Source organism: Haloglomus salinum (genome assembly GCF_024298825.1).
Classification (GTDB): domain Archaea; phylum Halobacteriota; class Halobacteria; order Halobacteriales; family Haloarculaceae; genus Haloglomus; species Haloglomus salinum.
In genome coordinates this window covers 1,207,987-1,228,034 of sequence record NZ_CP101153.1, presented here as the reverse complement: position 1 = coordinate 1,228,034, position 20,048 = coordinate 1,207,987, and the positions used below count along the sequence as shown (strand labels likewise).

Genomic DNA, 20,048 nt, shown 5'->3' with positions numbered 1-20,048 from the left:
TGGCCCTCCGGATGTGGCAGTCCTCCCATCGAGTCGCCGGTCTACCGGGCTGAAATCGCCCGCCGAGCGGCGGATTCGGGGGGTATATTTATATTTGGTGGTGTTGACATCCCGCATGGAGGTCACAACCAATGGTCGAAGACGACAAGCGGAACTTCGCGCTCCGGGACGACATCGGCAACGAGACAAGCGTGTTCTCCGGACGGACACCACGGCAGGCCGCACTGAAGGCGGCCCGACGTCTGGACCCGGCCAAGAGTGAACAGCAGGCCGAGCATCACGAGCTCCGGCTCCGAGAGAAGGGGACCAAGAAGGTCCACATCTACGACGGCTGGGCATGGACCGAGACCGCCCCCGACGACAAGCCCGGCTGGATGCCGAGCGAGATCACTGAAGCCAACGTCTCGAAGAAGGGTATCGAACACCTCGACTCCATCTGACCTTCGCCGTCTTCTCTCCGGTGAACTCCCGAAGGGCTAACCCGCCAGCGGCCGCACCGTCGAGTGCGCGGCCCTCATCCGGCGGGACGGCGTGCCAGCGCGGGATGACCGCTCGGCCTCCAGCCGCGCGACACCACTCACCTACTTCCAGTGACATGTGTGTCGGGTTCTCGCGGTGGTGGCGCGCGCCAGCGTGGCGTGGCGACACGTGCCGTGTAACGCCGGCACACGGCGGGTTCACTCCGACGGGGTTAAGTGTAACACCGGTCTCGAATGGAATGCGAAGCGCCGCGGGGCACTCACCCTGGACTCGTTCCGGGGCTGCCCCCGTGGCTGGCCGAAACGTTCCGACGCCCTTATGGGGCACAGGGCGTTTCGGTTGAAGTACGCACCTGCCGCCCGAATCGACACAGGGCGGCGGGAGGCCATCGACGCCCTTATATGATAACGGGCGTTCGGTGGTAATGTGAACGGGGCGCCCTCACGGGGCGTCCCGGGCCCGAACGAGGTTCGGTGGGTTTATGACCCATCCCGGACAACGTTCAGGTCCGAAGAAGATGAGGATTCCACCCCTGCGGTCCGCCGTCAAGATGGAATCTGATGTTAGCCTTGACAGTTCGGTGACACTCGGTCGATCGTCACCGAACGTCCGATAGCATCCCGCCTTAACCCGCCTCGCCTTGTGCGAGGCACATTCCGGTTGATCCTGCCGGAGGCTATTGCTATCGGTGTCCGATTTAGCCATGCGAGTCGTGCGGGTTCAGACCCGCGGCGAACTGCTCAGTAACACGTGGCCAAGCTACCCTCTGGAGACGGATAACCTCGGGAAACTGAGGCTAACCCGTCATACCGCTTCCGAGCTGGAGTGCTGGAAGCGGGAAACGCTCCGGCGCCGGAGGATGCGGCTGCGGCCGATTAGGTAGACGGTGGGGTAATGGCCCACCGTGCCGATAATCGGTACGGGTTGTGAGAGCAAGAACCCGGAGACGGACTCTGAGACAAGAGTCCGGGCCCTACGGGGCGCAGCAGGCGCGAAACCTTTACACTGCACGTCAGTGCGATAGGGGGACACCGAGTGCGAGGGCATAGAGCCCTCGCTTTTCTGAACCTTAAGGTGGTTCAGGAATAAGGGCTGGGCAAGACCGGTGCCAGCCGCCGCGGTAACACCGGCAGCCCGAGTGATAGCCGATATTATTGGGCCTAAAGCGTCCGTAGCTGGCCGGGGAGGTCCGTCGGGAAATCCACTCGCTCAACGAGTGGGCGTCCGGCGGAAACCCTCCGGCTTGGGACCGGAAGACCGAAGGGGTACGTCTGGGGTAGGAGTGAAATCCTGTAATCCTGGACGGACCACCGGTGGCGAAAGCGCCTTCGGAAGACGGATCCGACAGTGAGGGACGAAAGCTAGGGTCTCGAACCGGATTAGATACCCGGGTAGTCCTAGCCGTAAACGATGCTCGCTAGGTGTGGCGCAGGCTACGAGCCTGCGCTGTGCCGTAGGGAAGCCGTGAAGCGAGCCGCCTGGGAAGTACGTCCGCAAGGATGAAACTTAAAGGAATTGGCGGGGGAGCACTACAACCGGAGGAGCCTGCGGTTTAATTGGACTCAACGCCGGACATCTCACCAGCCCCGACAACAGTCATGACGGTCAGGTTGATGACCTTACCCGACGCTGTTGAGAGGAGGTGCATGGCCGCCGTCAGCTCGTACCGTGAGGCGTCCTGTTAAGTCAGGCAACGAGCGAGACCCGCACCTCTAGTTGCCAGCAGTATCGCGAGATAGCTGGGTACACTAGGGGGACTGCCGCTGCCAAAGCGGAGGAAGGAACGGGCAACGGTAGGTCAGTATGCCCCGAATGGGCTGGGCAACACGCGGGCTACAATGGTCGGGACAATGGGACGCGACACCGAGAGGTGGAGCTAATCTCCTAAACCCGATCGTAGTTCGGATTGAGGGCTGAAACTCGCCCTCATGAAGCTGGATTCGGTAGTAATCGCGTGTCAGCAGCGCGCGGTGAATACGTCCCTGCTCCTTGCACACACCGCCCGTCAAAGCACCCGAGTGGGGTCCGGATGAGGCCTGGGTTGCCAGGTCGAATCTGGGCTCCGCAAGGGGGCTTAAGTCGTAACAAGGTAGCCGTAGGGGAATCTGCGGCTGGATCACCTCCTAATGACCGGGACCCACCCATCGTGGTGGGCCCACCTTTCGCTTCGGACGTTCGACGAGGGTCGACCGAGCACCTAAGAACTGTCAAGGCTGACGAAGGGCCCATAGCTCAGTGGTAGAGTGCCTCCTTTGCAAGGAGGATGCCGCGAGTTCGAATCTCGCTGGGTCCATGTTTGCGGGGAAGCAAAGCGATGCCCTCAAGTGGCGTCCTGCGCTTTCCCGTAACAGACCGATGCACCACTCCGTGCAAGCGTGAGTGGGAAGGGTTGATGCAGGTTGCCCACCCGCAACGCTGCAGATGAGATCGCGTGTACGTGTGATTTCCAGGCGCACACTGGACCCGTTCACAGGGTCCGAGTTATAGTCATCGTGGCTACTGTGCTGCCTGGTGGATGGCTCGGCTCAGACGCCGACGAAGGACGTGCCAAGCTGCGATAAGCCCTAGGGAGCCGCACGGAGGCGAAGAACTAGGGATGTCCGAATGGGAATCCCCACCGCAATTGCTTCGCGCAATGGGGAACGCACCGAATTGAAACATCTCAGTAGGTGCAGGAAGAGAAATCAACCGAGATGTCGTTACTAACCGCGAGTGAACGCGACACAGTCCAAACCGAAGGCTTCGGCCAATGTGGTGTTCGGACTGACCCTCATCCAGCGACCCTCGACGAGAAGTCTCCTGGAACGGAGCGTGAAACAGGGTGACAACCCCGTATCGTCGTGCAGTAGCTGGTGCGTCAGCTCCAGAGTAGCGGGGATTGGAAATTCCTCGTGAAGCTGGCAGACATCGTCTGCTAAGACTAAATACGTTCTGAGACCGATAGCGAACAAGTAGCGTGAGCGAACGCTGAAAAGCACCCCGAGAAGGGAGGTGCAATAGGGCCTGAAATCAGGTAGCGATTGAGCGATGGGGCACGAAAGGCCCGACGGGAAACGACCTACCCGCGAGGGTACAGTAGAAACCTTCGGGAGCCGCTGTCTCATCGTGCGTTTTGAAAAACGAACCAGGGAGTGTGTCTGTTTGGCGAGTCTAACTGGAGTATCCAGGGAGGCGTAGGGAAACCGACATGGCCGCAGCATTGCGAGGGCCGCCGTATTCAAGTGCGGGGAGTCAAACGGACACGACCCGAAACCGGGTGATCTACGCGTGGGCAGGGCGAAGCGTGGCGAAAGCTACGTGGAGGCCCGTTAGAGTTGGTGTCCTACAATACCCTCTCGTGACCTACGTGTAGGGGTGAAAGGCCCATCGAACCCGGAAACAGCTGGTTCCGACCGAAAAATGTCGAAGCATTACCTCTTCTGAGGTAGTCCGTGGGGTAGAGCGACCGATTGGGGGCACCGACTCCGAGAGGAGTCGGACCTCCTGTCGAACTCCGAACTCACGGACGCCGTGGACGAAGGGAGTCCGCTGCGCGGGGTAAGCTTGCGTAGCGTGAGGGAGACAACCCAGAGCTGGGTTAAGGTCCCAAAGTATGGACTAAGTGCGATCGAAGGTGGTCCCGAGCCCTAGACAGCCGGGAGGTGAGCTTAGAAGCAGCTACCCTCTAAGAAAAGCGTAACAGCTTACCGGCCGAGGTTCGGGGCGCCCAAAATGATCGGGGCTCAAGTCCATCACCGAGACCTAGCCGCACGATTCACATCGTGCTCGCGTAGGTCGGCACTCCGGTTGGGTGGAAGCACGGGCGAGAGCTCGCGTGGACCGACCGGTGAGGAAAATCCTGGTCATAGTAGCAGCGATAGTCGGGTTAGAATCCCGACGGCCGAACGAGTAAGGGTTCCTCGGCAATGTTCGTCAACCGAGGGTTAGCCGGTCCTAAGTCACGTCGTAATTCGAGCGTGACAAATTGGGAAGCTGGTTAATATTCCAGCGCTTCTGTACATCGAAAGCCGACGCCTTGGGGTCGACCGGACCACGCCTTCGCGTGGTCGAACTGTCAAAATCCGTGGAAGCCGTAATGGCACGAAGCGGACGAACGGCAGGATAGCGCAAGCCGGTTCAACCTAGGGCCCGTGAAAAGGCGAGTGCAGAATCCGTACCGAGATCCGACACAGGTACTCGTGCCAGCGAAAGGCAAGGCCTGTCGGGAATAACCGACGTTAGGGAATTCGGCAATCTGGTCCCGTAAGTTCGCGATAAGGGATGCCTGCTCAGGAGATGAGCAGGTCGCAGTGACTCGGACGCTCCGACTGTCTAGTAACAACATAGGTGACCGCAAATCCGCAAGGACTCGTACGGTCACTGAATCCTGCCCAGTGCGGGTATCTGAACACCCAGTACAATGGGACGAAGGACCCGTCAACGGCGGGGGTAACTATGACCCTCTTAAGGTAGCGTAGTACCTTGCCGCTTCAGTAGCGGCTTGCATGAATGGATCAACGAGAGCGTCGCTGTCCCAACGTTGGGCCCGGTGAACTGTACGTTCCAGTGCGGAGTCTGGAGACCCCCAGGGGGAAGCGAAGACCCTATGGAGCTTTACTGCAGGCTGTCACTGAGACATGGTCGCTGATGTGCAGGATAGGTAGGAGTCGTTACAGAGGTACCCGCGCTAGCGGGCCACCCAGACAACACTGAAATACTACCCGTCAGTGACTGTGACTCTCACTCCGGGAGGAGGACACTGATAGCCGGGCAGTTTGACTGGGGCGGTACGCGCTCGAAATGATATCGAGCGCGCCCTAAGTCCACCTCATTCGGGTCGGGAACCCGAAGAAGAGTGCAAGAGCAAAAGGTGGATTGACAGTGTCGTTCCTAACGAGCGACGCTGACACGAAAGTGTGGTCTAGCGAACCAATGAGCCTGCCCGATGCGGGCCATTGACGACAGAAAAGCTACCCTAGGGATAACAGAGTCGTCACCGGCAAGAGCACATATCGACCCGGTGGCTTGCTACCTCGATGTCGGTTCCCTCCATCCTGCCCGTGCAGAAGCGGGCAAGGGTGAGGTTGTTCGCCTATTAAAGGAGGTCGTGAGCTGGGTTTAGACCGTCGTGAGACAGGTCGGCTGCTATCTACTGGGGGTGTACGGTGCCTGACGGGAACGATCGTATAGTACGAGAGGAACTACGATCGGTGGCCACTGGTGTACCGGTTGTCCGAGAGGGCATGTGCCGGGCAGCTACGCCACACGGGGTAAGAGCTGAACGCATCTAAGCTCGAAACCCACCTGGAAAAGAGGCACCGCCGAGGGCGCTCGTAGAAGACGAGTTCGATAGACTCGGGGTGTACGCACCGAGGCAACGAGGTGTTCAGCCCGCGAGAACTAACTGCCCAAAGCCACCAATCATACCTTCGGACTCCGTGAACGGGTCCAGGCGCTAACTGGAAATCACACATTCAATACACGCGATCTCGCCACCGATATTGGCATCACGACGGTTCGATTCCGTCGATCGGCGTTAAGGCGGCCACAGCGGCGGGGCCACACCCGTACCCATCCCGAACACGGTAGTTAAGCCCGCCAGCGTTCCGGCCAGTACTGGAGTGCGCGAGCCTCTGGGAACACCGGTTCGCCGCCTGCCATTCATTACTCACGGAGAGGGGCTTCCGTCTCTCTCCGGTTCATCACACGCCGAGTGACAACCCTGTCACTCGGCTTTCTGTCCTTGGTGAGCGCCAGCCGTGTCGCTCGCCAATCTCGATTCTCGAACAGTGGCAACGCTCGCGGGTGGACATGTTCGGCTGCCCGGAAACACTACCGGCGTTGTTAGTTGCGAAACTTTATAGAACACGCAGACCTGCGTGCGCATGTGACCACCACACAGTCCACCCCGCCTGCGTTCGAGGAGACGGCCGAGCTGGACATGATCCGTCAGACGGCCCGCGACGTGGCGGCCGGCTACGACGACGAGTACTGGTTCGAGGTCTCCGAGGGGAAGAAGCCGGAAGAGTTCTGGAACGACTGTGCGGATGCCGGGTTCCTCGGCGCCGCCATCCCGCAGGAGTACGGCGGCGAGGGGATGGGGTTCTGGGAACTGAGCGCCATCGTCGAGGAGCTGTGTACCCAGGGCTGCATGGGTGCGGAGATGCTGTTCGTCGTGAACGTCTGCTTCGGCGGCATCACGCTCGTCGAGAACGGGAGTGAGGAGCAGAAGGAGGAGTGGCTCCCGAAGATCTGCAACGGTGACGCCAACTGGGCGATGGCCCTGACCGAACCCGATGCGGGCCACAACGCGCCCAACATGACGACGTTTGCCGAGAAGGATGGCGACGAGTACGTCATCGAGGGGACCAAGCAGTGGATCTCCGGCGTCGACTACGCCGACCGGATGTTGACGGTCGCGCGCACGGACTCGAAGGACGACGCGGCGAAGATGCAGGGGGTCACCCTGTTCCTCGTCGACCCGGACGACCCGAACCTGGAGAAGCGCGAACTCGACGTCGGCATCCCCACGCCGGAGAAGCAGTTCGAGCTCTCGTTCGACGGTGTCCGCGTCCACGAGGAGGATGTCGTCGGCACCCCGGGCATGGGCCTCTACCAGCTGTTCGACACGGTCAACCCCGAGCGCCTGCTCGGCTCCGCGGGCGCCATCGGGACGGGCAAGTGCGCCCTGAACCGCGCCATCGACTACGCGAAGGAGCGCGAGGTCTTCGACCAGCCCATCGGCGCGCACCAGGCCATCCAGCATCCCATCGCCGACTCCTGGACGAAGCTCGAGGCCGCCCAGCTCCTGCTGCGCAAGGCCGCGTGGATGGTCGATAACGAGCCGGACCCGAAGAAGACCGCCGAGGTCTCGAACATGGCGAAGCTCCGCGCGACGGAGGTCGGCCACGACGCCACCGACGTGGCGGTCCAGACCCACGGTGGCAACGGCTTCTCGCGTGACTACGCCGTCATCGAGATGTGGAAGGGCTCGCGCCTGGGCAAGGTCGCGCCCGGCAGCACGGAGATGATGCGCAACCACGTCGCCGAGCACACGCTCGGGCTGCCGCGGTCGTACTAGAGACGGGCGGCTCCGTCGATCGTCGTCGGGGCCGTTCGACCTCCCACCGGACCGCTACGCTTTTGCCGTCCGTTGGACTAGTCACGCGTGCGGGCCATGGTGGCAGAGTCCGGCCGAACGCGGCGGCCTGCAGAGCCGCATATCGCCGGTTCAAATCCGGCCCATGGCTTTCCTTCCTGACCCTACGACAGCGGCATCGCTATCCGCTCGACGGTTCGGTAATAGTCTGTATTGCCGGCCTATTCCGACGAAGTCTGGTAGGGATTGAGGGTATCGCGGTTATCTCTCTCCCCGGTCCGTTCGGTCCATCTGGAACAGCGACTCGACGCCCTTCAGCGCCAGCCGGGGGCCGAGCGTGCCGAGTTCGAGTGCGAGGCGGCCGGGGTCGCTGGTCGTGACGCTGGCCCGCCGACTGCTGGAGGCGTTCTCGACCGCCTCGCGAACGTCGTCGGCCGACGCGATGTCGGGGTCGACCGTCAGGACGGTCTCCTCGTCACCGTCCTGGATGGTCACTCGGACGCCGTCGGTCGTCTCGTCGGCCGCTTCGCTGTCGGTCGTCTCCGTCTCGATATCGTCGCCGAGATGTGAGTAGCGGTCTTCCTTGGACATATCAGTCGTTCACCATCGCCTGCTGTTCGTCCGCGCCGTGCGCCGCGACGATTGCCGCGAGGTCCTCGTACGCCGCCAGCAACGACTCCTGGTACGCGCGGAGGCCGTGCTCCTCGTCGTACCGGAAGATGTCGAGGCCCGCGTCCCACGCCTGCGCGAGGACGTTGTAGTCGGGGACCGTCACCGGGAGGATTCGGACGCCGTCGGCCTCGGCCGCGAGCGTCTCGCGGACCTGCTGGTTGAGGCTGGAGCCCTCGACCTTGTTCGGGAGGACGCCGATGACCTCGAGCGCGAAGTCGGGCTGGGCGCGCTGGAGTTGGGATTCGAGCGCCGCGACCGTGTCGAGGACGCCCCCGATGGACTGCTCGCCCTTGCGCGTCATCTCCATCGGCACGAGGACGTTGCCGGTCGCGATGAGCGCGTTGTCGACCAGCAGGTTCAGCGTCGCCGGTGGGTCGATGATGACGTGGTCGTACTCGTCGGTGACGGGTGCGAGCGAGGAGCGCAGCAGGAACTCCGCGGTCGAGATGCCCTCCGCGCGCGCCGTACTCTCCAGTGAGGCGAGCGACTCGTGGCCGGGGACGAGGTCGTACGGTTCGTCCTCGATGACCAGCTCACGCAGGTCCCCATCGTCCAGTAGTACGTCCGTGATGTTCGCCCCGTCGGCGGTCTTGGCCTCGGCGTGGCCGGCCGCGGCCGTGAGGCTCGCGGGCTGGGGGTCGAGGTCCACGAGCAACACGTCGTCACCCCGGCGACCGAGCGCAGCGCCCAGGTTGATGGCCGTGGTCGTCTTGCCGACACCCCCGCTCTCGGACCACGTCACTAGCTCCGTCATTCGACTGACCCTTCTGCGATAGCGCCCTAATAGCTTGCTACGTGGGCTCATCCCACCAGCGCCACGACCAGCCAGTCGGTCAGCCCGACGGCCAGCAACAGCGCTCCCTCGGCCCGCGAGAGGACCCGCCGGGTCACGGTCAGCAACACGGCGAGTCCCGTGACGACACAGAGCCAGAGCGTGGCCTCGACCGCGACGGGTGCGAGCGTCAGCGGGCGGAGCGCGGCCGCCACGCCCAGCACGCCGAGCAGATTCACCACGCAGGAGCCGAAGACGTTGCCAGCGGAGACGTCGAGGCGGTCCTGGCGGATGGCGGCGACGCTGGCCACGATCTCGGGTGCGGAGGTCCCCAGCGCGACGACCGTCTCGCCGATGAGCCAGTCCGACAGCCCGCCGGCTGCGGCGAGCCCGACGGCGCCCTCGATGAGCAACTCGGCGCCGACCACGATGGCGACGAGCCCGCCCAGCAGCCAGAGGGCGTCGACGGCGGGCCGGTGCTCGGGAACCGGTGTGTCGACACCGAGGTCCGGCCCGCGAGCGGCACCCCGGATGGCCAGCCGGCCGAGGTACGCGAGGAGGAGGACGGCGAGGACGACGCCCTCGGCGCGGCCGAGCTGGAGGTCGGCAATCAGTGCGGCGACGAGCAGGGTCGCGCCCACCAGCACGGGGCCGTCGCGCCGGACCAGCGCGCCCGGCGTCGGCATCGCGCGGACGGCGGCGCCGCCCCCGAGCACGATGCCGAGGTTGACCACGTTCGACCCGACGACGTTCGCGACGGAGATGTCCGTCCGCCCGGCGAGCGCGGCGTCGATGGTGACCGCGAACTCCGGGGCGGAGGTCCCCAGCGCGACGACGGTGAGGCCGACCACGAGCGGCGGGACCCCGACCCGCGCGGCGAGGTCGCTCGCGCCCGCGACGAACCGGGAGGCACCGAGCCAGAGCGCCACGATGCCGAGGAGGACCGCGCCGGCGTCGAGGGCGAGTGCGGTAGCGACCACACCGCGTGTGCGACCGGCCGGCGTTTAGTGGTGTCCGTCTCCGTACCATCTCCCGTGCCAGCTATGTGTACGCCTCGAACTCCTCGCCGGCGACGAGGAAGTAGCCCGTCCCGGCGAGGCCGACGACGGTGGCGAGGCCGAACGCGACCGTCGGGCCGGCGAGCGCGGTGCCGGCGACGGTCACGCGGTCGAGGCCGTAGATGATGCCGCCGAGCAGCGCCGACGGGATGACCACGGTGTTCCGGACGAGGTAGTACGACCCCGTCACGCGGCCCCCGGCGTCACGCTCGGCGGGGCCGACGATGAGTGCCTTGTGCGCGGGGAGGCCCGCGAACCGCAGGCCGGAGAAGGCAAAGAGCGCGACGAGGACGAGCTGGTCGGCGGGCGCGGCGATGAGCATCGCGGGGAAGACGGCGTAGACGGCGAACCCGACCGCCACGGCGGGCTTGAGGCCGACGCGCTCGGTGAGGCGGGCGACCGGCACCATGCTCACCAGCGCGACTACCATCTCCACCCCGAGGAGGACGCCGAAGAAGGCTGCCGGAGTGAGCGTGATGGGTGCGAGCGTGAACCCGGCCAGCGACAGCGCCGGCGTCTCTAGCCCCACCGCGAGGAAGTCGGTGACGACGATGACGAAGAAGACGTACACCATCCCGTTGGCGAACCGGACGAGCGTGTCCGCGACGAGCAGGGGGCGCAACGGGTCGGGCAGCGACCGGAGGTCGTCGGCGATGGCCCCGATGCCAGCGAAGGCGTCCCCGATGGTGTCCTCGCTCGCGTCGTACAGCACGTGCTGGGCCACGGTCGCGACGGCACCGAACGCCACGGCGAGAACGAGGACGCGCTGGAAACCCCTCACGAAGCCGGGCGTCACGGCGAGCAGCGCCGCGGCGAGCAGCGGCCCGACGAGGAACCCGACCCGCCGGAACGTCTCCGTCGCGGCGAACCCGGACGCTAGCTCCGCGTCCGGGACCGACTGCCGGACGACCGCGAAGGTCGCACCGAGGCCGAACGACTTCCACGCCTGCGCGAGGAACAGCCCGACGAACACCCACGCCCACGCCGGAATCACGAGCACGCCCACCGTGAGTTCGAGCGCGGGCGCGAGCGCCCACAGCCCGAATCCGAGCGTGGCGACGACACCGAACAGGGTGAGCGCGAGCCGCGAGCCGATGCGGTCCGAGAGCGCACCCCCCGGGTAGGGGTAGAGCGCACCGATGAGGTTGCCGACGCTCCCGTACAACCCGACCACCGTCGCGCTCGCGCCCAGCACGCGCAGGTACTCGGGGACGTAGCGCCCGGTCATCTGGAAGGCGAGACTGAACGCGAACATCGCGAGCGAGAGCGTGAGCACGTCGCGTTCGAGCGACAGGAACTGACGGAACGCGGCCAGCGCGCCCGACCCCCGGTCGGTCGACATATCAGGTGGTGGAGTGGGGGGACCGTAAGCGATGCTCCGGAGCGCTATGTAGACTCCCGGGTCACGACTCCGGAGCGGTAGTGGCCGTGGGGTCGGCTGAGAGTTCTGCTATCTCTGGTCCAAATCCAGAATGTCGGCTGTATCTCTATATTGGCTGTGAGAACAGAAAAATCTGGCAGAGAACGAGCGTCGGGCCGGGTGGACAGCGGGTCTTCCGCGTTACCCGCCGAGGTAGGTCTCGCGGATGTAGTCGTCGCCGCGGAGTTCCTCGGGGGTGCCGGTCTTGACCACCTCCCCGTTCTCGAGGAGGTACATCCGGTCGGCGTGGTCGAGCGCGAACGTGACGTTCTGCTCGGTCAGCAGGATGGAGACGCCCTGCTCCTGGATGGGGTCGATGGCCTGGGAGATGTCCTCGAGGATGACCGGCGCGAGGCCGATGGTCGGCTCGTCGAGGACGAGCAGGTCCGGGTCGCCCATCAGCGCGCGGCCGATGGCGAGCATCTGCTGCTCACCGCCGGACATCGAGCGCGCGTTCTGGTCGGTCCGTTCCTCCAGGCGCGGGAAGAGGTCGTAGACGAACTCCAGCTGCTGTTCGACGTAGCTCTCGTCGTCGATGGCGTAAGCGCCGAGCCGGAGGTTGTCCTCGACGTCCATGAAGCCGAAGAGGTCCCGTTCCTCGGTGCAGTATATCATCCCGCGGTCGACGAGCTCGTCGCGCGACACACTGCCGACCTCGGCGCCGCGGAAGCGGACGCTCCCGCCGAACGGGAGGAACCCGTTGACGGTGTCACAGAACGTCGTCTTCCCGGCGCCGTTCGGACCGATGAGCGAGACGAGCTCGCCCTCCGCGAGTTCGAGGTCCACACCCCGGAGGGCGGTGACCTTCCCGTAGGAGACCTGTACGTTCTCGGCCTCGAGGACCATGTTGCCGCCACCGGCTGCGCCCGCACCGGCACCCGCTCTGGACTGGCTGCTCATATCTCATCACCACCGAGGTATGCTTCTTGAACTTTCGGGTCGTCCGTGATCTCGTCGGGTGACCCCTCGGCGATCTTCGCACCGAACTGGATGACGAACGCGCGGTCGATGAGGTTCAGCAGGCCACGCATGTTGTGGTCGACCACGATGAGGGTCATCCCGTTGTCCCGGAGGCTGAGGAGTACGTCCGTCAGTTCCTGGACCTCGCCGCTGGAGAGGCCGGCGAACGGCTCGTCGACCAGCATCAGGTCGGGGTTGGTCGCGATGGCTTTGGCCAGCTCCAGCTTCAACATCCCGGCGTGCGGGAGTTCGCTGGGTGTCTCCTGGAGCTGGTCACCCAGCCCGACGCGGCGGCAGATCTCCTCTGCCAGCCGCGTCGTCTCGCCGCCCACGCCCGCGAGCGTGAACAGCTCGTCGGGCGCCAGTGACAGCGCCACGTTCCGGACAACCGTGCGGTCCGAGAGTGGGGCGAAGTCCTGGAAGGTGCGGGCCATCCCCGCCTGGACCATCTCGTGGGAGTCCAGCCCGGTGACGTCCTCACCCTTGAACCAGACGGTACCGTCGGTCGGCTCGTAGAAGCCGGTGACGCAGTTGAACGTGGTCGACTTCCCGGCGCCGTTCGGACCGATGAAGCCGAGGATCTCCTGTTCCTGGACGGCGAACGACAGGTCGTCGACCGCCGTCAGTCCGCCGAACTCCTTCCGCAGGTCGTTGGCGACGAGGACGCCGTCCTGGGGGCCGAGACCGCTCCCCGTGGGCGTGGCGCGCTCGCCGCTCTGTTGTTCGTCAGTGCTCATTGTTATCGACGCTCGTCGATGATCTCACGCAGTTCCGCGCGGTACTTCTCGATGATCTCCCCGAGGGCGGAGTCGCCGTCGCCGCCGACCGACTGGCCCTCGTACTCCTCGCCGCGAGCCGACGCCAGCACCATCCGACCGCTCCGGATGCCCGCCCGGAGGATGCCACCGGGCGCGAACACGAGGACGGCCATCGCGGCTGCCAGCAGCGGGAGCGGCCGCAGGTTGGCCAGATCGAAGCCGATGAGCGGGTCGATCAGCCCGATGACGATGCCGGTCATCGCGTACACCACCGCTCCCACGATGGGCCCGACGATGGTGCCGGTCCCGCCGAGGATGGAGATGATGATGAGGTTGATGCTCTGCTGGATATCGTCCTGGCCGAGGATGCCCAGCGGCGTCGGGGTCTTGATCGTGTGGACCCAGATGGCACCGCCGAGCCCGGCGACAAGCGCCGAGAGGACGAACGCGAACAGCTTGAACTTCGCGCCGTCCAGCCCCGCGGCCGCGACGGCGTCCTCGTCCTCGCGGATGGCGGTGAACACCGACCCCGCCGACGACCGGGTGACGCCGATTAACACCACCAGCACCACGACCATCAGCGCGAGCGCGAAGTAGTAGTTCGCGAGCGCGGTCTGCTGGATACCGGAGTAGCCCGAGGCCAGCTCGACCACGGCCCCACTGCCGTCGATGCCGAACAGCTGGGTCGGGAGGCCGGGGCCGTTCCGGCCCCCGAGGCCGTCGGGCGCGATGGGGATGCCGAGCGGGGTGAAGCTGTTGTTGAACAGCGTGAACAGCTTCGACAGGATGATCGGGACGATGAGCGTCACCAGCGACAGATACGGGCCGCGAAGCCGGAGCGCGGGGAGCCCGACCAGCACGCCACCGATGCCCGCCACGATCATCCCGACGGGGATGCCGATGACTGGCGTGATGCCGTGCTGGATGTCGAGGACGGCGGTGGTGTAGCCGCCCAGCGCGATGAAGAAGGCGTGTCCGAACGAGAGCTGCCCGGTGTACCCCGAGACGACGTCCCACGACATCCCGAAGATGGCGAGGAAGATGAGGGTGGTCGGGCCACCCATCTGGTCGGGGTAGAGCTGTGTCGGGAGCAGCACGAACAGCAACAGCCCCAGCAGCCCGATCTGGAACCGAAGGGGCATCGCGATAGGGTTGAGCTTCTCGAGCACCGCCTGTCGGCGCTCGGCGCCGGTCGAACCGCCGATGATGGATTCGTTTTCCGTGGACATTATTCAGCAGCCTCCCGCCCGAACAGACCTTCGGGCTTGACGAGCAGGAACACGATCAACAGGACGAGCGCGGAGAACCCCTGCAGTGAGGAGTCGATGTACTGGGTGGTGATGGTCTCGGTGAACCCGATGATGTAGGCCCCGACGACGGAGCCCTTGATGGAACCGAGGCCACCCAGGATGACGATGGAGAACGCCAGGATGAGCGGCTGGGTGCCCATCGTCCAGGTGCCGGTATTCTTCATCGTGAGGAGCACCCCCGCGATGCCGGCGAACGCGCCCGCCAGGAGCCACGTGACGAGGTTGATCTTCCGGGCGTCGATGCCCACGACCGCCGCGCCCTTGTCGGACATCGACACCGCGAGAATCGCCTTCCCGGTCTTCGTCCGGGAGACGAACAGGCCCGTGAGGGCGACCAGCAGCATCGACAGCACGAAAATAAACACGCTGATGTTCTGGACGCCGACGCCGCCCAGGCTCGTACTGCCCTCGACGATCAGGTCGACGGAGAAGTTCCCGGTGCCGGTCAGGAACACCCGACAGGCGTGCTGGATGAAGAAGCCGATGATGAACGTGAGGATGAGCAGCGTGACCGGTTCGTCCTCGACGAACCGGACGACCCCGAGGTAGAGGGCGCCGCTCACGAGTGCGGCAGTGATCATGCCGCCGATGAGTCCGACGGCAGGATTGAGCCCCAGCTTCAGCGGGGAGCTACCCCCGGAGATGAGCCACGAGGCTTCCGCCCCGATGGTGATTAGCGCGCCGTGCGAGAAGTTCAGGACCCCACCAACGCCGAAGATCAGTGTGAACCCGATCGCGATGATCGCGTAGAGGGAACTGATCGAGATGGCGTTGATGAGGACGTTTGCGAGACTGACCATGGTGTGTGTAGCGTGGTTTGTGTCCTTCGTGTGTGGTTGACGTGTGTTCCGGCGACTCGCATCAGGCGTCCTTGCCCGGCGGCCCCTCGGTGTTGGCGGGGTGGTCGCCGGGGTAGTCGATCCAGTCCGGGTAGGCGTACGGCGAGGTCTTGTTCTGCTCCGGCGCGAACGAGTGCATCACGCCGTAGTCGTCGGCGATTTCCTCGTCGACCTGCCACTGCTGCCAGACCGGGACGCCGGTCTCCTTCATCGAGGTCCAGGCCGGCTCGTGGGCGTAGTCGGCCTCCGGCGGCGTGAACTTGATCTCCGGCAGGATGGTCCCCTGGTCGAACTTGTACGTCTCGAGGGCATCGACCATCTCCTCGTTGGTGGGGATGCGGTCGAGGTCGTTGTCGATGACGTAGCGCGCCATCGCGACGGCGTAGGCCTTGACGGCGTCGAAGGTGATGGGACCGGAGTAGACGGGATACGTGTCGAACTTCTTCCGGTACCGCTTCATGAAGTCCTGGGTCCGGGGCGTGTTGGTCGTCTGCGGGGTGACGGCGTTCATCGTGAAGATGTACTGGCACGCGCCCGAGACCTCCTCCCAGAACTCGTAGATCTGCGCGGGCAGGCTGATGCCGCCCATCTCGAACGAGCGGTTCTGGTTGGCCCACTGCTTGACCGCCGCGGTGCCCGTCAGCGCCTGTGCGATCAGACAGACGTCGGCGCCGGAGGACTCCACCTCGTCGAACAGCGGCGTCCAGTTGGTCGTCCCCGAGGAGGAGCGCTTGAACACCGGCACGTCGTCGAAGAACTCGCCGACGTTCGGCTCGAGCAGCTCGGCGAAGGGGTCGAACGGGGCGATGTTCTCGATGAGGGCGGCCGCCGTGTTCCAGCCGAGCTTGTCGGCGTAGAGGTTGAGGAACTCGAGTTCCGCGCGTGCGAGGTCGAAGGAGTTGATGGGGCCGGCGCGGAAGTGCCACTTGAACTCGTCGTAGCGCTCGTGGACGATGCGACCCGGCTTCGGCCCCGCGGCCGCGGTCGTGATGTGGACCGTCTGGGTCGCCTTCATCGCGTTGAAGCACTGGAGCGTGACCTGCGTGAGGAAGGTGCCGAAGGTGGTCTTGCAGCCCTCGGCTTGGACGAGCCGGTTGAACTCGTTCAGTCCGGTCCCCGGCGAGGCCTCGGTGTTGCCCGAGACGGCATTGAGTTTCGCGCCGAGGATGCCACGGCCGCCGATGCCGGGCACGCCGTTCTTGTTGATGTCCTCGACGGCCAGCTGCATCGAGTTCCACATCGACTGGCCGACCGGGAAGCTGTCCGGCTGGGGCGCCAGGCAGCCGATGTTGATGCTGTTGCCAGCGAGGGGCTGTGGCGGTGCGGTCCCGCTGCCGGTACTGTTTCCGGTGACGGTGTTGTCGAAGCCGCCGCTGGCGCCTGGATTCTCTCGTGTCTTACAACCCGCTGCCAACGCGGCGGCCCCACCGGCCCCCGCGTATTTGAGGAACGAGCGACGGCCGCTTCCGTCACCCGTATCTCCTGTTTCCTCTGCCATGCTGTCTGTCATTGTTTACTGTTTCCGTTAAGCCGTTGCGCTGGGCAACTCCGGCCGTTTAATAGGTGCATGCGGCCTGTTGCCACTCCGTCCGGTTCCGTGTGATTCGACGGTTCGGGCTTCCGTCCGCCCGTCCATCGGTCGATACTCGCGAACTGTCCGCTGTCCATGCAGGTGAGCAGTCGTGAGTAATCAATGAATATAAATCCTCCCTGATTACCGACTCTCGACCCATAGCACCGTGTCCGTTCGCTACCGCGGTGCTCCTCGTTCTCCTCGCAGACTGAATATCCAGTCACTTCACATTCCTTCTCACTAGTTGACAGAATATTCAGTGAACTGCGATCTCCCTGGTGGTTGGTTTAGTTTAAGAATATGCCTTTTTCTAGAGGTGTTCTAATATAAATAGCCGCGTACTCCCAGCAGAGCGATTAGGTAAATCGCGCCGTTCGTAGTGGATATATGACACGAAATTCGACTGTCGTTCTCGTCGGGGCGACCGCCGTGCTGCTCGCCGTCAGTGTCCTGGCCGGCGGGGTCGGAGCCTCCGCAACCGCCGACAGCGGCCACGGTGTGGAGAACGGGAACTACACGGTGAACCTGCCGTTCGCGACGGACCACTACCCGCGGAGCAAGAACCCCGGTGGCACCCACAACGCCAGCATCAACCACTTCGCCGCAGCGACCCCGGAGCTGTTCGAGAAGAAGGACGTCCCGGAGGGGCTTGAGGAGGTGGACTTCATCATCATCTCGAACCAGGACATCGACTTCTCGCAGTGTTCGACCTCGAACACGGCGGCGTTCGGTATCGACCGGGACAACGACGCCGCCGGGACGAAGACCGACGTCGGACTGCTGGCCTACCGGAAGAACTCCGAGTTCCGCGACCACAGCATCGTCGTCGAGTTCTACAACGACGACGACCTCGGCGCGAAGAGCCGGGAGGACAAGGCCGGCAAGGAGACCGGCCGCGAGGACGGTGACAAGGACCCCGAGGTGTACCCCGACGACGAGATCGTCGCACACCAGGGATACAAGTCCGGGGGTGGCCCGTGCTACGGGATGCCCACCGACCCCGGCTGGTACCAGATCACCGGCTTCATCAACGGGACCGGGTTCAGCGGTAACTACGCCGACGTGACCATCCCGTCGCACTACTTCTACGTCTGCGAGTGCGACTCCGAGAAGGCGGCGTACGACCAGCTCGGCGCGCCGCCGGGCCAGGAGAACCCTTACGCGGACGGGAGCGAGAGCGGTTCGGGCGCCGGTTCGACGGCGACGGCGACCGCGACGACCGACTCGGGCGGCTCCGCGGGTGCGTCGACGGCGACCGCGACGACCGAACCGACGGCCACGCCCGAACTGACGCCGACACCGACGGCGACGGTCACGCCCGAACCGACGGCGACACGGACAGCTACGCCGACCCCGGATGACTCCGGTGGTGGCGCGAGCGGTGGTGCCGAGTCCGACGGCGGCGGTGCGAGCGGTGGCGGCGGTACGGGTGATGGGACCGTGACGGCCTCGGTCACTGTGGGTGGCGGCTCCGACGGTGGCCAGCAGGTCCAGCAGGACCAGCAGGCTGCGGGCGTCACGACGCCGACGGCCGGGTCCGGGCCGGGCTTCGGCCTCGTGGCGGCGCTGGGCGGCGTGCTGGCGGCCGCACTGCTCGCGGTCCGGCGCGATTAGCACGGCCGCTCGCTATCTGCCGGTACTTGAATGGCGAGTCAGTCTGGTCGTGGCTATTCTCTCGTTCTCTCCGCCCTTGTGGACTGAAACGTCTGTTCTGTCTGCTGCAGACTGTCCGTTCATTCACGCTATTCGAAATAAATGACCCTGTAATACCCGCAACAGGGATATGTCCGCTTTGTCTCTGTCGCGGGGCATATGATTCAACAACGGACGGCGGTCGTCCTCGCGGCGGTCGCCATCGTCGGAGCGGTCGCAGTGCTGTCCGGCGCCGTCGGCGCGGCGCCGTCGGGGGCAACCGTGGACACCGACCACGGCGCGGAGAACGGGAACTACACGGTCGACCTGCCGTTCGCGACGGACCACTATCCGCGGGACGAGAACCCGGGCGGGCCGTACAACGCGAGTATCAACCACCTCTCGGCGTCGACTCCGGAACAGCTGGAGGCGGCCGGCGGGAAGAAGGGCATCGAGCAGGCCGAGTTCATCATCGTCTCGAACCAGGATACCGACTTCTCGCAGTGTGAGACCTCGAACACGGGTGCGTTCGGTATCGACCGGGACAACGACGACGCCGGGACGGTCACCGATGTCGGACTGCTCCAGTACCGTGAGAACTCGCGGTTCGAGAAACACAGCATCGTCGTCAACCTCTACGAGGGCGACGAACTGGCCTCGCCGAGCCCGAGTGACCAGGGAGGGGCTGGGGAGAACCCGGGCGAGAAGGGCCAGGGTCGCGAGGACGGTGACGGGAACGTCGAGGTGTACCCCGACGACGAGATCGTCTCGCACCAGGGGTACAAGGCCGGTGGCGGCCCCTGCTACGGAATGCCCACCGAGCCCGGGTGGTACCAGATGACCGGGTTCCTCAACGGAACCGCGTTCAACGGGAACTACGTCGAACTGACCCTCCCCTCGCACTACTTCTACATCTGTGAGTGCGACTCCGAGCGGGAGGCGTACGACCAGCTCGGCGCGCCGCCGGGCCAGGAGAACCCCTACGCCGATAGGAGCGAGAGCAGCGACGGCTCATCGTCCCCGGACGCGACAACCACCGCGACGCCGGCCCCGTCCGGCGGGGGGAGCGGGTCGACCGACGTGACTGCCACGGCGACGGCGACCGCAACGCCGACCCCGACCCTGACCGCTACCGCTACGCCCACCGCGACTCCCGAGTCGTCCGGTAGCGGCGGGGAATCGACGGCGACGCCGGAATCATCGAGCGAGGGTGCGTCCACGGTCACGTCCACGGCCACGGCGGCTGGCGGCGGGAGTAGCCAGTCCGGCGGGCAGCAGGCTCAGCAGGGCGGTGGTGGTGGTGGACAGTCCAGCGGCGGGCAGCCTAGACAACAGCAGGCTGCGGGCGTCACGACGCCGACGGCCGGGTCCGGGCCGGGCTTCGGCCTCGTGGCGGCGCTGGGCGGCGTGCTGGCGGCCGCACTGCTCGCGGTCCGGCGCGACTGACAGCGAATCGGCGGACGGAACGCTGGTGACCGCTTCTCGCTATCTGGAAC

At 64.9% G+C, this 20,048-nt stretch carries 13 protein-coding genes, 2 tRNA genes and 3 rRNA genes; 9 read left to right on the top strand and 9 right to left on the bottom strand.

Translation table 11 applies throughout. The features are described from left to right. Nucleotides 1-131: 131 nt before the first annotated feature. From NL115_RS05990 to NL115_RS05960, 7 genes are all read left to right on the top strand, one after another. Entirely contained in the window at nucleotides 132-440 is a 309-nt protein-coding gene (locus NL115_RS05990) for a non-histone chromosomal MC1 family protein (protein WP_254832278.1), read from the top strand. 693 nt (nucleotides 441-1,133) lie between these two features. Further along, a 16S ribosomal RNA gene (locus NL115_RS05985) occupies nucleotides 1,134-2,605 on the top strand. Nucleotides 2,606-2,701: 96 nt separating this feature from the next. Next, nucleotides 2,702-2,773: transfer RNA gene (locus NL115_RS05980), tRNA-Ala, on the top strand. A 194-nt stretch (nucleotides 2,774-2,967) separates the two neighbouring features. Further along, nucleotides 2,968-5,882 (top strand): 23S ribosomal RNA (locus NL115_RS05975). 114 nt (nucleotides 5,883-5,996) lie between these two features. Then, nucleotides 5,997-6,118: ribosomal RNA gene (gene rrf, locus NL115_RS05970) — 5S ribosomal RNA — on the top strand. Together the 16S, 23S and 5S rRNA genes with 1 tRNA gene alongside form the textbook arrangement of a ribosomal RNA operon. Nucleotides 6,119-6,346: 228 nt before the next feature. Then, entirely contained in the window at nucleotides 6,347-7,540 is a 1,194-nt protein-coding gene (locus tag NL115_RS05965) for an acyl-CoA dehydrogenase family protein (RefSeq protein WP_254832277.1), read from the top strand. 93 nt (nucleotides 7,541-7,633) lie between these two features. Further along, nucleotides 7,634-7,709 (top strand) — tRNA-Cys (locus NL115_RS05960). Nucleotides 7,710-7,819: 110 nt separating this feature from the next. On the opposite strand, the gene NL115_RS05955 is transcribed toward NL115_RS05960, so the two are convergent. From NL115_RS05955 to NL115_RS05915, 9 genes are all read right to left on the bottom strand, one after another. Then, the gene (locus tag NL115_RS05955) at nucleotides 7,820-8,149 is read right to left on the bottom strand and encodes a hypothetical protein (protein WP_254832276.1); all 330 of its coding nucleotides are present in this window, start codon (nucleotides 8,147-8,149) and stop codon (nucleotides 7,820-7,822) included. Between the two features lies 1 nt (nucleotide 8,150). Continuing rightward, complete coding sequence (locus NL115_RS05950) at nucleotides 8,151-8,984, bottom strand: ParA family protein (protein ID WP_254832275.1); 834 nt, start codon at nucleotides 8,982-8,984, stop codon at nucleotides 8,151-8,153. Nucleotides 8,985-9,031: 47 nt separating this feature from the next. Further along, nucleotides 9,032-9,982 carry a sodium:calcium antiporter gene (locus NL115_RS05945; protein WP_254832274.1) on the bottom strand — a complete coding sequence of 317 codons (951 nt, stop codon included), beginning with the start codon at nucleotides 9,980-9,982 and terminating at the stop codon, nucleotides 9,032-9,034. A gap of 61 nt (nucleotides 9,983-10,043) precedes the next feature. Further along, the gene (locus NL115_RS05940; RefSeq protein ID WP_350355303.1) at nucleotides 10,044-11,435 is read right to left on the bottom strand and encodes an MFS transporter; all 1,392 of its coding nucleotides are present in this window, start codon (nucleotides 11,433-11,435) and stop codon (nucleotides 10,044-10,046) included. 186 nt (nucleotides 11,436-11,621) lie between these two features. Continuing rightward, a complete protein-coding gene (locus tag NL115_RS05935; protein ID WP_254832272.1) occupies nucleotides 11,622-12,380 on the bottom strand; it encodes an ABC transporter ATP-binding protein in 759 nt (252 codons plus the stop codon). Further along, nucleotides 12,377-13,177, bottom strand: a complete 801-nt coding sequence (locus NL115_RS05930) for an ABC transporter ATP-binding protein (RefSeq protein WP_254832271.1) — start codon at nucleotides 13,175-13,177, stop codon at nucleotides 12,377-12,379. The genes NL115_RS05935 and NL115_RS05930 overlap by 4 nt, the downstream gene beginning before the upstream one ends. 2 nt (nucleotides 13,178-13,179) lie before the next feature. Beyond that, nucleotides 13,180-14,427: a branched-chain amino acid ABC transporter permease gene (locus NL115_RS05925; protein ID WP_254832270.1), complete on the bottom strand. Its 1,248-nt coding sequence runs from the start codon at nucleotides 14,425-14,427 to the stop codon at nucleotides 13,180-13,182. Further along, nucleotides 14,427-15,308: a branched-chain amino acid ABC transporter permease gene (locus NL115_RS05920; RefSeq protein ID WP_254832269.1), complete on the bottom strand. Its 882-nt coding sequence runs from the start codon at nucleotides 15,306-15,308 to the stop codon at nucleotides 14,427-14,429. The genes NL115_RS05925 and NL115_RS05920 overlap by 1 nt, the downstream gene beginning before the upstream one ends. A gap of 61 nt (nucleotides 15,309-15,369) precedes the next feature. Next, the gene (locus NL115_RS05915; RefSeq protein ID WP_254832268.1) at nucleotides 15,370-16,845 is read right to left on the bottom strand and encodes an ABC transporter substrate-binding protein; all 1,476 of its coding nucleotides are present in this window, start codon (nucleotides 16,843-16,845) and stop codon (nucleotides 15,370-15,372) included. Nucleotides 16,846-17,307: 462 nt separating this feature from the next. On the opposite strand from NL115_RS05915, the gene NL115_RS05910 reads away from it, so the two are divergent. Continuing rightward, nucleotides 17,308-18,534 carry a hypothetical protein gene (locus NL115_RS05910; protein ID WP_254832267.1) on the top strand — a complete coding sequence of 409 codons (1,227 nt, stop codon included), beginning with the start codon at nucleotides 17,308-17,310 and terminating at the stop codon, nucleotides 18,532-18,534. A gap of 198 nt (nucleotides 18,535-18,732) precedes the next feature. Continuing rightward, complete coding sequence (locus NL115_RS05905; protein WP_254832266.1) at nucleotides 18,733-19,998, top strand: hypothetical protein; 1,266 nt, start codon at nucleotides 18,733-18,735, stop codon at nucleotides 19,996-19,998. Nucleotides 19,999-20,048: the final 50 nt, after the last annotated feature.